This window comes from Acinetobacter sp. 1125_18A, from assembly GCF_052824985.1.
Map to the genome: position 1 here is coordinate 1 of NZ_VTDG01000020.1, position 15,131 is coordinate 15,131.

Here is a 15,131-nt window from a genome sequence, read left to right on the forward strand (position 1 = left end):
GTGTACCCAAAGTCAACACCACGGTAGAGCCATTCACTGTAACACCGGTTACAGGTACCACTTGACCATCTGCGGTGACCACGAAACTGTTTAATGGCGGTAAGTTGTTACTGTCTAGTGCTTCACTATAGGTCAACGTGAGCGATGTGCCGGCTGTATCTAGTGCTGCACTGACAAAAGTCGGTGCTGTGGTATCACCACCGGGCACAGTTGAACCATTATCCACTGTGGTGGCTGGAAGTGTTGCTGCATCATTACCCGCAATGTCTTGAATCGCATTTGGATCATTGGCTGCCGATGGATCGGTATAACCCACTTGCACCGCTTGACCTGCTGTCACTGGTGTACCCAAAGTCAACACCACGGTAGAGCCATTTACTGTAACACCAGTTACAGGTACCACTTGACCGTCTACAGTCACTGTGAAGTTACCAGCAACGGGTGGATGTAATGGATCAAGGGTTTCACTGTAGGTAAGGGTCAATTGTGTTCCTGTACTATCCACATGCGAAGATTGGAATTGTGGATTTGTGACATCACCTGCTGTAATTTCAATCGCTTTTGGATTACCAGCACCATCTGTCACAGTGACCGTAATTTTTTCACCATCTGTAAGTGGTCGTGTTAACTGGATGTTATCAACAACACCATTCCCCGTTGCCGTTCCTGTTCCAATCACATTACCTGAACTATCTGTGATTTTAACTTGACCTATTTCATTTGAAGTAACTTCAACATGGGTCGCATCTTGAATGGTTGTAGTGATCACTGGTGCAGTTACATCACCTGCTGTAATTTCAATCGCTTTTGGATTACCCGCACCATCTGTCACAGTGACCGTAACTTTTTCACCATCTGTAAGTGGTTGGGTTAACTGGATATTATCAACCGTGTTATTACCTGTGATTGTACCCGTACCAATTACATTACCATGACTATCCGTGATTTTAACTTGACCAGCTTCATTTGAAGTAACTTGAATATGGGTTGCATCTTTAATTGTTGTACTAATATTTGGCGGTGTTACATCACCTACTGTAATTACTTTTTCTGTTTGATTCCCTGCGGCATCAATAACGTCAACAATAATCTTACTGCCGTCAGTTAAAGGCGTATTTAAATCAACTATTAATTTTCCATCAGGACCAATTACACCCTCAGCAATTATTTGTCCTGCTTCATTTTTAATTATAACTTTACTACCAGGTTCATTTGAATTGACCTGAATAGTATCATTATCAATAATATTTATTTCGACGTCAGGTTTTGTAACATCGCCAACATTTATTGTTTCAGTTGTTTTATTTCCCGCATTATCTGTTGCTGTTATTGTAATTTTTTCATTATCAACCAAAGGTCTCGTTAAATTAATTTCAAGCGCACCTGCTTGATTTAATTGCCCTGACCCAATTGTTTTACCACTCGCATCAACTATTGTAATTTTACTTGCTTCATCTGCAGTGATTTTAATTTTCTGATTATCTAAAATATCATAGGTAAGTTTTGGTCCAGTTTTATCACCGCTTCCCGAATGGTTTGAACCACCACTTCCTCCTGACGCTGCTGCAATACCAATCACCCCAGCTGCAGCTGCAACCCAAGCCCATGCTGGTACAGCAGAATGTTCACCAACTAGATATTCTTCAAAATCTGCAATCCCTAAATAATCAATTTTAGTTACTGTACCACTCGCATCAAACTCAAGAAAGTTAAGTAAATAATGCTTTCCATCTGAAGTTTCTATTGTAAATTCTTTTGGTTTTTCACCAATAAAGAAATCATCAATAACAACTTTTTCTCCATTTTGTAAATAAACCTCCAAATTATTATTAACTTTTACAATCTTGGCTATTTCTGCGCTATCAAGATTTACTTTATACACTGAGTAGTGTTTATTAACTAAATCTTGAGTAAGAACTTTAGCTGTTCCTTTTTCATAAATAGTGATGTTTTTCATAATATTTTTTCCGTCTTATAATTTACTGTTATGCAAAAAAGATAAATAAGTGAGATAAATTTCACAAGTGTATATTTTTAATATTAAAATCACATATACATATAAAAAACTGTGCTTGTCTATAATAGCTAAATGATTGAACTTTTTTAAAACCATTACATTGTGATGCAATTATCATTTAATTAAAATCTTACTTGTTTATTTTGCTAATTTATTGAGATTAAATTTAATTATCACTTTATATTCATTACTGACATTACCAACAATCACTTTTATAAATTTATTTAAATTTTATTAATAATTTTGTCTACTTTAAAAAAAATAGCCTGTTATTTTTATACAACTCATAGCATTTAAAAATATGAAATTCCCATTTAAATTTTATGGGTATTATAGAAACTTAAGAATTTAGCTTAGATTAAAATTTAAACAAAACATGTAACACATTTCTTTATCTGTGACAACCATCACATTAAAACTATGTTGTTAAATTTTAATGAAATAATAATTAATGAAATATTGAATAAAAACTGGTTTTTTTTTAAATATACCTCACAAAAAGCAAAAAAAAAGATGAAGGAAGTCCTTCATCTTTTTAAAAACGCTGAGTCGTTAGACAGTAAAATCATCACCCAAATACACTTGGCGCACAGTTTCATCTGCCAACACTTCTTCTGGCGTACCTTCCGCAATCACAGCACCTTCACTCACAATATAAGCATGCTCACAAATCGCTAAGGTTTCACGAACATTATGGTCGGTAATCAAAACCCCGATCCCACGATCTTTTAACTGGCGAATAATATCTTTAATATCACCTACCGAGATTGGATCGACACCTGCAAAAGGTTCATCCAAAAGCATAAATTTTGGATCTGCTGCAAGTGCGCGTGCGATCTCTGCACGGCGGCGCTCACCACCCGATACACTCATTCCAAGTGAATCTTTAATATGAGTAATTTTAAAATCTTCCAATAATTCTTTAAGACGTTGTTGACGCTGCTGTTTATCTAAGTCTTTGCGTGTTTCAAGGATAGCCATGATATTTTCAGCAATGGTTAGCTTCCTGAAAATTGAAGCTTCCTGTGGAAGATAACCAATCCCTTTCCGTGCACGCTGATGCATAGCTAAATCAGAAATATCTTCATTATCAAGATGAATTTCGCCTTTATCCATTCGCACCAAACCAACGACCATATAGAAGCTGGTGGTTTTACCCGCACCATTCGGCCCAAGCAAACCTACAATCTGTCCACTTTGCATACTAAATGAAACGTCTTTGACCACCCAGCGTTTACTATAAACTTTTGCTAAATGTTTGATACAAAGTACTTGAGGCTGATTCGATGCTGTCATTAATCACGCGCTCCAGGGAAAGACTTGGTGCTATTTGGCGGAATAATAATTTGTACACGTCCTTTCGCTGAACCTGTGCTATTTGAACTACCCGAAGCCTCAATATCACCTTTGTTCATACTGTATTTTAATGAACTGCTGCGAATACTTGCTCCATCTTGATATAAATAAGCATTACCAATCAGATTAATAATACCTGTTTCAGCATTATAAATAATTTTTTGCGCTTCTCCACGAGCAACACCCTTAGCCGTATCAACTTGTTGTTGAAACTTTGCTGGGCCCCCAGTGGCAGTAATGGTACTAATTTGCTTATTTTTATTCAATTGAGCCACAATTGAAGCAGCTTGAAGCTTCATAGTACCTTGCTCAATGATGACATTACCGGTATATGTCGTTACACCCGCAGCTTCATTATAGGTTGCTTTATCTGCAACCAATGAAATTGGCTGATTACGATCTGACGGTAATGCAAATGCTGCTGCAGACAAGCCCATTAAACCGGCAGTGCAGATCGCTTTTATTAGGAAAGATTGTTTCATTAAAAAAGGCTTAGTTAGGTACATACTTTCCTCGAATATGTGCAAATTCATATTGTCCTTGGTTTAAATCAGCTTTTAAACCCTGACTAATAAATTCTGCATCAGGTGCATTAACAGTCACTTGGTGAGTCGTTTCAAACTGACGTATTTTAGGGTAACCCGTTAACTCGTCTGTTTGAAATTCCATGGTCCCTCGTTCACCAATCTTCGTCGCTTTAACTTGTCCAGATAAAACGACTTTTTCATTGTCATTAAATCCTCGTGCTTCTTTTGCAAAAAAAGTTGAATCTACTTTATTTTGATGAAACATCGAAGCATTGAGATTACTCAATGTTGAAGTTTTTCTTTGTAAATCCTGCTCTAAACGATCCACTTGAGCACGAACATAAAGATTACCCTTTTCATCTGTTTGAACCAACTGGATACCCTCAGCAGTATACGTCATGCTTTTTGCTGAATTCGCATCCAACTTTTTGCCTTTTCCACTGTAATAGTAATAGCCACCACTGATTGCCGCGATGACAACTGCAGTCACATATAAAACCTTAGTATCCATAAATTACATTCAACATTTGATCAATCTGAATTTACGCTATTAATGCGGTATAGCTGTATATTTTTCAAGTAATTCTTGGTAAGTGCCTTTTGCCATCAGCAACATATCACAGACTTCACGCACAGCTCCACGCCCACCCATCGCCTGAGTGACTAAATCTGCTCGACGACGCACTTCAACATGCCCATTGGGTACAGTGACTTTCATTCCTGCAATTGCAAAGGCAGAAAGATCTGGCCAATCATCGCCCATATATAAACAGTCTTCAGGATCTAAATTGAATTGAGCACAAGCTTCTTTAAGTGCAGTCCCTTTGTCTTCACGACCTTGAAAGACCAAATCCACCCCCAGATCAGCCATACGTTTTTCAACAATATTGCTTTTGCGACCAGTGATAATGATGACTTTAATCCCAGATTTTTGCACCAGTTTCATGCCCAATCCGTCACGAATATCAAAGGATTTAATTTCATCCCCTGTATTGGTCAACGTCACAAAACCATCACTCAAAATTCCATCTACATCTAAAACCAATGCTTCAATATTACGCGCTTGTTCCAGTAAAACATAAGAAGCCATTGATTAATTTACTCCAGCTTGAATCAGGTCATGCATACTAATTACACCAATCACTTTATTGGCATCATCAACGACAATAAATTGACTAATTTTCTTTTCATTCATTTTTTCTAAAGCTTCAACTGCACGTGCTTCTTTAGAAATGGTTGAAGGGTTTTGAACCATGACCGCGGAAACAGGCAAGTTCACATCAAAACCTTGCTGTCTATCAATTAAACGGCGTAAATCACCATCGGTAAATATGCCCAATAAGGTGTCATTTTCATCGACAACAGTGGTTAAACCTAAACGCTTATTGGATATTTCGTACAAAACTTTATTCATTGGTGTATCAGGAAATACTTTTGGTAAATCAGTGCCTGTACGCATCAAATGTTTTACATGTAACAACAAACGTTTGCCTAATGCGCCAGCAGGATGTGACATTGCAAAATCATCTGCAGTAAAACCACGTGCATCTAATAATGCTACAGCCAGTGCATCGCCCAATACCAATGTCGCAGTAGTACTTGAGGTTGGTGCCAAACCTAATGGACATGCTTCTTTGATATTTCCAAGTGTCAACGCAACATCTGCATTTTGTGGCATAGGTCCTTTGTCATCACCGCTGATGGTGATTAAAGGCACTTCCAAATACTTAATCAGTGGCATCAACATCATAATCTCATCACTCTTTCCAGAGTTTGAAATTGCAATCAACACGTCACCTTTGACCAACATACCCAAATCGCCATGCCCTGCTTCACCAGGATGCATAAAGAATGATGGTGTCCCTGTTGATGCGAAAGTTGCCGCCATTTTCCGCCCAATATGCCCAGATTTCCCCATACCCGTAATCACTAAACGACCTTGGCATTGTAAAATAATTTCACATGCGCGCGTAAAGCGTTCATCAATTTGAGTCGCTAAAATCTCTATGGCATGTTCTTCAATGCGTAAAGTTTCAAGTGCAACTTTTTGAAAATCAACTTGATTTGATTTATTTTCAGGATTCAAAATGGGCTAACCTTAACTCTATAAAGAGTTTTGAATATCAAATGGAATATTTTTGCTATTTTAGCATAGCAATACAATAGGCTGCTTTCCTAAATGTATAAATTTCATTTTCTTAGAAAAATAACGTATAAAACTTTATGAAATATGGAGCTTAGGTTAAGATTAATCATCATTTTGTTGAAGCCTTTAGAAAACCTATGCAACCATTTGTTCTTTACAACTCTGAGCAACGAAAAAAAGTTGAATTTGTTCCCCGTAAAGAAGGACATATCGACATGTATGTGTGCGGTATGACAGTTTATGATTACTGTCATATAGGCCATGCTCGGGTGATGGTTGCTTTTGACTACATTATTCGTTTTTTACGTAGCCAAGGTTGGAATGTTAAATACGTTCGTAACATCACAGATATCGATGACAAAATTATTGCGCGTGCCAATGAAAATAGCGAAAGCATTACAGCTTTGACCGATCGTTTTATTAAGGCAATGAATGACGATGCCGAAAACCTAGGATGCTTAGCACCTGATGAGGCACCACGCGCAACAGATTACATCGATCAAATGCAGAATATGATTGGTAACCTTGTCAATAAAGGCACGGCTTACCCTTCTGCAAATGGCGATGTCTATTTTGAAGTTGAAAAATTTAAGAACTATGGCCGACTTTCAGGACGTAAACTTGACGATATGCAAGCTGGCGCTTCTGAACGTGTTGATGTTGAAGTTGAAAAGAAACATCCTTTTGACTTTGTACTATGGAAACATGCAAAAGAAAATGAGCCATCATGGGCTTCACCTTGGGGCAATGGCCGTCCAGGTTGGCATATTGAATGCTCAGCAATGTCAACTTGCTGCTTAGGCAATCATTTCGATATTCATGGTGGCGGTTCAGATCTTTTATTCCCACATCATGAAAATGAAATTGCGCAATCAGAAGCAGCAACAGATGAACAATATGTAAATTACTGGATGCATGTTGGCTTTATCAATGTCGATGGCGAAAAAATGTCTAAATCTTTAGGCAACTTTTTTACCATTCGTGATGTGATGGAGAAATTCCATCCTGAAGTGATTCGTTATTTTATTGTGTCATCACACTATCGTAGCCCTGTAAACTTCTCAGACTTTGCACTAAAAGAAGCAAAAACTACGCTTTCTCGTTTTTATCATGCATTTAAAGCGTATCAACAAGTCTATGGCGATAAAACCACAGACCTGTTAGATGAAACGCTCATCGAGCGCTTTAATTCAGCAATGCGTGATGACTTCAATACATCTGAAGCAATTGCAGTTTTATTCGAAATTATTAAAGAATTGAATCGTGCGGTTAAAGAAGAGAATGCAGCGCAATCTACGCTTTATTATTCTACTTTACGCCACTTGACCAATATTCTTGGCTTGGTTCAATACAATGTAGATGACTTTTTAAAATCAGATATTGGTCAAGAAGCACTTGGCTTATCCGAAGCTGATATTGAAGATTTCATCCAACAACGTGTTGATGCCAAGAAAAATAAAGACTTTGCCCGTGCAGATGAAATCCGTCAGTCTTTGCTTGCTCAAGGTGTAGTACTGGAAGATACACGTCAAGGTACCATTTGGCGCCGCGCGGATTAATTTCTAAGACCTTTATTAAAAAGAATAACCTGATCAAATGATCAGGTTATTTTTGTAAAGTCGTTGCTGACTAAAGCTGTTTTTAAACGGTACATCTCTTACAGTTTCTTTATATTCATATTATGACCATACTTAAGTTTAGGTTTTATAAATTGTTCATTAATTTTTTTAACATCGCTAATTTGCTTATATAAAATCTAAATTATTAAATATATTGAAAAAATAAATATTTTATTGAATATGATGGACTATAGTTTTATTGAATCAGCAAAATAGCTGATATACTCTGAGTCCAGTTCTTCATCAGCGGTTTTGGATCAATAGAATGAGTTCAGTGCGCCAACAGAATTTTCTTCTTCGCAAAGAGAAAATTTTAGCAATGGCAGAAACCTTATTGCTTGATAATAATCAGGATATTACGTTAAGTGAGCTTGCTGCTGAACTTGATATCGCAAAAGGAACGATCTATAAACATTTTAAAAGTAAAAACCAACTGTATCTTGAACTGATTATTTTGAATGAAAAACGACTTTTAGATATTTCTAAAGCCTATCATCACGATATTAAAATCTATGTATCTGAATACATGTTATATAACATGTTAAATTCGAATCGAACAATTTTACTGCATGTGATTGAAGAGCGTTTAACCAATAATGAACGTAAACTCAAAGACTTATTCGAAGAACTTTATAGCATACGTGAGCAACGTATTTTAGAAATTAAAGATCTTTTCGGAGCGCATCTCAAAGCCTTAAACAGTAGTATGTCAATCCGTGATTACTTGTCTTATATCTGGACAGTGACTTATGGCGCATCATTATTGTTAAATTCTACGCACTATCAAAAGTCTATTGGCTCTCGTGAACGCTTAATCAAACTCTATGTCAATCAAGCATTGATGACACCTGATAAGCTAACCGATTCAGAGCATCAAGCGAATTAATCTTAAAAGGATAACTGTTCTTAAGCTATTTAGTTTAAAAAATCCTCTAAACTTCAGGCTGATCGCCATGGCTTAATAACTGACTGGGTAAAGGCATTGAGTTCACCTGACTAAAAATCTCATAACACATATGTCTTAACCACTGATGGCTGGTTTTATGGTGACATGACATATGCCAATACTGCTTAATCGAATAAGTCGGAAACGAAATTGGTGCTGGAAAAATTTGTAAGTTTCCTCGTGACAACAAGACTTCGCTCAAATAATAAGGAACGGTTGCAATCGAGTCAGTATCTTGCACCACTAAGCCAACACCAAGATAACTCGGAATACGCATCAATACATTACGTTTTAAATCCAAATTTAACAGCTCATTGGCGATGTGATAATGCCCCACACCCGCATCAATATCGATGTGTGATTCACTCAAGTACTGCTCAACGGTCATGCTTTGTTGAGTTAATCGTGGATGATCTTTAGATGCAATCACCACATAAAATTGTTCGAATAATTTTTGTTGATAGAAACCATTTTCTAATTGCGGTAAAAAACCAATCGCCAAATCAATTTCACCATTTGCCATCTGATAACTGGTTTCAGAAGTGATAGCGCGAACATTTAATTTGACATGTGGTGCATGTGCTTTGAGATATTGAGAAATTTTAGGCAATAAAACTAAGTGAGAAACATCCGTCATCGCAACTGTAAATTGTTGCTGAGATGCTGTTTCATCAAAATCCACACTAAAATTATTAATAATTTCAACTTTACTCAGTGCTTCACTGATCAAAGGATAAAGTTGTTTAGATAATTCTGTAGGCACCATTTCATTACCAATCCGTAAAAATAACGGATCGTTATAATGAACACGAATTTTGTTCAGAATATTGCTTACTGTAGGTTGGCTCATCGCTAAATGATCTGCGGCAACAGAAACACTTTTAAACTTGTAGATATAGTAAAAAATACTGAGCAACTTACAATCTAACTCATACACGAAATTACTTCTCACTCATTTTTTAGATTCAATATTATATCTTCTGCTTTTTTATAAAAATTTCCAATGTTTTAATGTACCGATTTTAAACAATCAAACTAGGATTTTAAAATCGGTACGAATTATTGGCGCGATCCGTTCAGCAATTATTCTTTAACAAACAAATCAACCATCAACTCATCCTCAGAATCAGCATAGCGATATTCAGAAAAATTTGTAATACCCGACTCTCGTAGGATTTCTTCATCAATCAACAAACGTCCTGTTAAAGCACGTTTCTCACTGTTTAAAATACGATAAGCGGCGTCTGCCATAATGTTCGGTTTACGAGCTCTGCTAAATAATTGCTTACCGCCTAAAGAAAACTCAATTGCAGCTGTGGCAATAATCGTTCTCGGCCAAAGTGAATTTACACTCACTCCATAACTGGCAAACTCTTGATTCATTCCTAAAGTCAGCATACTCATGCCATATTTAGTAATGGTATAAGGTGCATAGCTGGCAAACCATTTTTCATCCAAGTTTAACGGCGGTGAAAGATTTAAAATATGTGGATTGTCACTGTTTTTTAAGTACGGTAACGCAGCTTGACTACATACCATCACAGCACGTGTATTAATCTGATACATTAAATCAAAACGGTTTGGGTCAAGCGTCTCTACCCCAGACAGTTTAATCGCACCAGCATTGTTAATTAAAATATCAATTCCACCGAAATGCGCTGCTGCTTGTTTCATGGCAAGCGCAACCGTATCTTGATCACGTACATCCAGTTGAAGTGCTAAAGCTTGACCACCTGCCGCCTCAACTTCTTGAGCAACAGTAAAAATCGAGCCTCCTAATTTAGGATGCTCTTGTGTAGATTTTGCAGCAATCACAATGTTCGCACCATCTTGTGCAGCTTTTAGTGCAATCTCTCGCCCTATTCCTCGGCTTGCACCAGTAATAAAAAGTGTTTTTCCTTTAAGCGACATGATTTCCTCGTTGTATTTGTTTTTTGCTGTACTAATCTACTTAACTTTGTTTTCTCCTCATAGTACCAAATCTGCCATTTTGTATACTCATGAGTACAATAATTATTGTTTTTTATGGTCTTTATAAAAATCAAAAGCTTGCATAAGCAAGCCTTGGACTAAAGGTGGTTAAAATTTAAATTCTAGGCAGCGCCAACTTTTGGACTTGTTCCAATTTGCCAAACAAAAGGCAATGGTTCACGATTGACTTCCCAATCACCAATCACTTTTTCCTTATATACGACTGGATTATGTGAAGATACGACTCGCGCATTGCGCCAGAAGCGATCAAGTTGTTTTGTGGTGGTACTTGCAGATGCGCCAAGCGCATTAAATAACTTACTGGTTAACTCCAAGACTAAATCAGAAATAACCACCTGCCCTTGTGCTGCCTCTAATTCAGCATCATTATTTGCTTGAATATTTTTTACTTCGGATTCACTAAAGTGACTGATATATGCACGCTGCAAAGCTTCTGCTGTTTGAGTGGTAATACTTTCACTTGCATAGGCTTGTGCGGAAGCTTTACCAATCACTTGTAAAATCTGTGGATCATTACGTACTAAATCAGCATTGCCATGACTAAAAATACGATCACGCTTTTGTACTTCATGAATAAATGTTGCAACTGCTGACTGTGCAATCCCCGATAAGGTCGCCAAATGAATCACTTGGTAGAATGCAGTTTGATATTTAAAACGTTGCTCAAAAGGCAAAATATGGTCTGCTTCGATTGCAACATTGCTTAACGTTAAAGTGCCACTCCCCGTAGTTTTTTGACCGAAACCATCCCAATCATCCTGTACTTCAACCCCAGAAGCATGTCGAGAAATCGCAGCAATAACATGCTGATTAGTACGTTCATCATAGGCAAATAAATCAACCCAATCCGCAAAGATTGTACCTGTTGAATAGTACTTCTTCCCATTGACCAGCAATTGATTATTATTTTGAGTTACACGGGTAATCACATCACCAATTTTTACATGACCGATTTCAGTCCATGCATTCCCCACCAAATCACCTTGAACAAAGCGTTTAAACCATAATTCTTGATTCTTAAACTTATGTGCATTTAATCGATCTTCAACAAAAGCGAAATGCCCCCGCAATGCTTGCACAATATTTGAATCGGCCTGTGCAAGTTCAGTGAGCAATTGAAATAACTGAGGTAAAGACACCCCATCTCCACCAAACTTGACTGGCACACGTAATGCACCAAAACCTGCATGTTTTAACCAGTCTATTTGCTCATACGGCAATATACGCTGTTGCTCGCGCTCAACGACACCTTGTGAAATCTTTTCAAAAATTGCACGATACTTTGACGCAACCTTCTCATAGTCTGCTGAGATTGATAAATCCTCAATAAAACGGTTTTGAATATCTAAGTTACCCATTTTTTCTCTCCATCTGTTGGTTATTTTTATTCTTAACTCCACGCATGGCGTGGTAAGTGAATGTTATTGAGATAATAATTACCGACTAAATTAAATTTCCAACGTACAGGATCATGCAAAGTATGAGTACGTGCATTACGCCAATGGCGATCTAAATTTAATTCAGACAATGTTGAACGAGTACCTGATAATTCAAATAATCTATTTGAAGCTAGGATGGCAATTTCAGTTGTTAATACCTTGGCTTCTGCGACCAGTAATGCCGCCTGATTAGCATTCTCTTCAGATGGATTGGCAATTGCTTGATCAATTGCATCACCAGCCAAGTCTAAAACAGCTTCGGCTGCACGTAATTTGATTTTTAACTCCCCAATACTTGCAATGGTATACGGATCATCGCTGGCTTTCTCTAAACCTGAGTCAATCCAAGGGCGTGAATGTAAGCGTACATATTGAATCGTTTCATCAATTGCACCACGAGCTATACCAGCATCTACTGCGGCTTGAATAAATTGAGAAATAGCACCTGCTGCTGTAGGTCTTTCAAAGGCTTTGTGAATCGGCACAATATATTTTTCATCGACTTGAACTTGTTTTAATAACACAGTTCCACTCGCTGTGGTTCTTTGTCCAAATCCAGACCAATCATTAACAATTTCCAGACCTGTACTGGTCCGTGGCGTTAAGGCAACCACAGGCAACCCGTCTTCATTAACTGCTACAACAGGTACCCAATGTGCCAATAAAGCCCCTGTAGCAAAGAATTTTTGACCATTAATTTCATAGCCTTGGACTGTTTTATGTATTTTGGTTTCTAAGTCAGCAACGGTCTTGCTACCTTTTTCTGAAAACGCATTGCCCAGACGTCGACCTTTTAAAATTTCAGCAAAGAAAAATTGTTGCTGCTCAGGACTGGCATCTAAACGGAGATGCTCAATAAAAGCCCAATGATTTTGAGCAATTTGTCCAAGTGAAGGATCTACACTAGAAATGGTCTTCACTACTTCCGCTAAAGTACGATATTTCACTTCAGCCCCACCAAATGCCTGAGGAATATTAATTCCCCATAAACCACTTTGTGAATAGAGCTGTATCTCCTCAAGCGGCAAACGACGTTCATAATCACGTTGTGATGCTTCTTTGGCAAATTCTTTGGCCAAATTTTTCGCTACTTGAATGGCTTCCGCATCCGATTGAACAACATGTGCATCATGATTCAATTCAAAAAATTGCAAAGGAACCGCTGTCTGAGAAGAAAAGTTTTTTTGGTTTAAATCCGTCATTGTTGTTACTCTTTTAAATAAGCATGGATTTAAACTAGCATTATTTTTTTATGCTATTTATACGAATAAATGCATTTATTATTCAAAACAAAATCATAAATTTATCATTAAAATTCATAACTATTAAAATCATAAAAAAGCCCACATTATGTGGGCTGGACTCTAACTAATGAGCTCAATCAATATACAATAAATAATTATTTAAAATGCATATTTAAAATTGAATTTAAACTAACTTGCTTGTGCCAATCTATCCGTATTCTCTTTGCGATATTGTGCGCCTCGATGATTCTCTGGCAAATAAGCACCTTGTTGAAATAGTTTTTCTCGTAGAGTCCCCTGAAGATATTCTGTTTGATAAACACCACGACGTTGTAACTCAGGTACAATAAAATCTACAATATCAATAAAAGTTTGATGAGCAAGAATATAAGCTAAATTAAAACCATCAACATCGGTATCTTCTACCCATTGTTGTAACTCATCTGCAACCGTTTGTGCTGAACCGACAAATACAGGACCATTTCCCCCCACACTATTCCAATGGGCAATTTCTTCAATTGTCCAAATACGCTTAGGATCTGCATTGACATAAGCATCTAACATCGATTGAATCGCATTAGTTTCAATATACTCAACTTTATCATGCGGTTGATACTGTGAAAAATCCACACCAGACCAACCAGATACCAAGGTCAATGCACCATCATAGCTTCCATAAGATTGATATTCTTTAAATTTCGCCTGTGCCTTTTGATCCGTTTCATCGGTTACAATTGACAATAAGCTATAAATTTTAACAGCATAAGGATCTCGCCCTTCCTGCTTTAATTTTTCACGAATACTTTGAACAATTTTCTTGGCCGCTATTTTTGACGGTGGCGCAATAAAAATACATTCGGCATTTTGGCTTGCAAATTTTTGCCCTCGAGCTGAAGCACCAGCTTGATATAGCACAGGTGTGCGTTGTGGTGAAGGCTCACAAATATGAATACCAGGAACTTTAAAGTACTTCCCCTCATGTGAAATAGGATGAACTTTTGTATGATCTGCAAAGATCCCAGCCTGCTTATCTCTTAAAACAGCATCATTTTCCCAAGACCCTTCCCACAGCTTATACAGCACTTCTAAATACTCATCGGCAATATCATAGCGATCATCATGATTTAATTGCGTATTTAGACCCAAGTTTTTAGAACCACTTTCCAAATAGGAGGTGACGATATTCCATCCCACCCGACCTTTGGTAAGATGATCTAATGTACTGATTCTTCGTGCAAAAGGATAAGGATGTTCAAAAGAGATAGATGTAGTTACACCGAAACCTAAATGCCGTGTTACCGCAGCCATCGCTGGAACAATTTGCAAAGGATCATTGACCGGGACTTGTACTGCACCTGTTAATGCATGTTCTGCACTGTGGTGGTAAACATCATATATCCCGAGTACATCCGCAATAAAAATGCCATCAAACACGCCCTTTTCCAAAATTTTAGCAAGGTCAGTCCAATACTCAATATCTTTATATTCTGTCGAACGATCTGAAGGATGACGCCATAAACCAGGAGATTGGTGGGCAATACAATTCATTTCAAAGGCGTTAAAGCGGATCTGCTTCGTCATTTCTCTTCAACTCATTTTGGTTATTATTTTTATCCTATGCCATTTATCTTTATTCTTTTATCTCAATATCTTCAATTATTATCATGATTGCTTTTATCTAAAATGGTGAAGTGAATATACTATTTTATAAAAAGTGCTTTATTTAAAATGACTCATATTGGCCTTTATCATTCTGTAAGTATCATGATTAACTTTGTATAAAAATTAAAAACATATCTTATTTAAAAAGCATCAATCCAAACTTAGTTTAAGGTTAATCACTCA

13 protein-coding genes are annotated in these 15,131 nt (G+C 37.2%); 2 read left to right on the plus strand and 11 right to left on the minus strand.

The genetic code is table 11. The features are described from left to right. The 6 genes from FY049_RS20465 to FY049_RS20490 all read right to left on the minus strand — a co-directional run. Positions 1–1,957: Ig-like domain-containing protein (locus FY049_RS20465; RefSeq protein ID WP_446084239.1), on the minus strand; the 1,957-nt coding region annotated here is incomplete at its 3' end. Between the two features lie 612 nt (positions 1,958–2,569). After that, positions 2,570–3,313 carry an LPS export ABC transporter ATP-binding protein gene (gene lptB, locus FY049_RS20470; protein WP_151803313.1) on the minus strand — a complete coding sequence of 248 codons (744 nt, stop codon included), beginning with the start codon at positions 3,311–3,313 and terminating at the stop codon, positions 2,570–2,572. Next, positions 3,313–3,855, minus strand: coding sequence for a lipopolysaccharide transport periplasmic protein LptA (gene lptA, locus FY049_RS20475; RefSeq protein ID WP_085942773.1), 543 nt, complete (start codon positions 3,853–3,855; stop codon positions 3,313–3,315). Before lptA ends, lptB begins: the two co-directional genes overlap by 1 nt. 10 nt (positions 3,856–3,865) lie before the next feature. Continuing rightward, the gene (gene lptC, locus FY049_RS20480; RefSeq protein ID WP_004724340.1) at positions 3,866–4,411 is read right to left on the minus strand and encodes an LPS export ABC transporter periplasmic protein LptC; all 546 of its coding nucleotides are present in this window, start codon (positions 4,409–4,411) and stop codon (positions 3,866–3,868) included. Positions 4,412–4,450: 39 nt separating this feature from the next. Then, positions 4,451–4,990, minus strand: a complete 540-nt coding sequence (locus FY049_RS20485; protein WP_446084240.1) for a KdsC family phosphatase — start codon at positions 4,988–4,990, stop codon at positions 4,451–4,453. A 3-nt stretch (positions 4,991–4,993) separates the two neighbouring features. Then, on the minus strand, positions 4,994–5,986 hold the full coding sequence (locus tag FY049_RS20490) for a KpsF/GutQ family sugar-phosphate isomerase (protein WP_004822585.1): 993 nt from the start codon (positions 5,984–5,986) through the stop codon (positions 4,994–4,996). 197 nt (positions 5,987–6,183) lie between these two features. On the opposite strand from FY049_RS20490, the gene cysS reads away from it, so the two are divergent. Both cysS and FY049_RS20500 read left to right on the plus strand, forming a co-directional pair. Continuing rightward, positions 6,184–7,605 (plus strand): cysteine--tRNA ligase, encoded by a 1,422-nt coding sequence (gene cysS, locus FY049_RS20495; protein WP_151803315.1) that lies wholly within the window; start codon positions 6,184–6,186, stop codon positions 7,603–7,605. Between the two features lie 325 nt (positions 7,606–7,930). Further along, positions 7,931–8,551, plus strand: a complete 621-nt coding sequence (locus tag FY049_RS20500) for a TetR/AcrR family transcriptional regulator (protein ID WP_004822589.1) — start codon at positions 7,931–7,933, stop codon at positions 8,549–8,551. A 46-nt stretch (positions 8,552–8,597) separates the two neighbouring features. Here the strand turns inward: FY049_RS20500 and FY049_RS20505 are convergent, their stop codons facing one another. From FY049_RS20505 to FY049_RS20525, 5 genes are all read right to left on the minus strand, one after another. Further along, complete coding sequence (locus tag FY049_RS20505; protein WP_004822592.1) at positions 8,598–9,548, minus strand: LysR family transcriptional regulator; 951 nt, start codon at positions 9,546–9,548, stop codon at positions 8,598–8,600. Between the two features lie 146 nt (positions 9,549–9,694). Beyond that, positions 9,695–10,522, minus strand: coding sequence for an SDR family oxidoreductase (locus FY049_RS20510; protein ID WP_333664835.1), 828 nt, complete (start codon positions 10,520–10,522; stop codon positions 9,695–9,697). 182 nt (positions 10,523–10,704) lie between these two features. Then, positions 10,705–11,961 (minus strand): acyl-CoA dehydrogenase family protein, encoded by a 1,257-nt coding sequence (locus tag FY049_RS20515; protein WP_446084241.1) that lies wholly within the window; start codon positions 11,959–11,961, stop codon positions 10,705–10,707. A 32-nt stretch (positions 11,962–11,993) separates the two neighbouring features. Then, positions 11,994–13,244, minus strand: coding sequence for an SfnB family sulfur acquisition oxidoreductase (locus FY049_RS20520; RefSeq protein WP_446084242.1), 1,251 nt, complete (start codon positions 13,242–13,244; stop codon positions 11,994–11,996). Between the two features lie 231 nt (positions 13,245–13,475). Further along, entirely contained in the window at positions 13,476–14,867 is a 1,392-nt protein-coding gene (locus FY049_RS20525) for an LLM class flavin-dependent oxidoreductase (protein WP_335955178.1), read from the minus strand. Positions 14,868–15,131 lie beyond the last annotated feature (264 nt).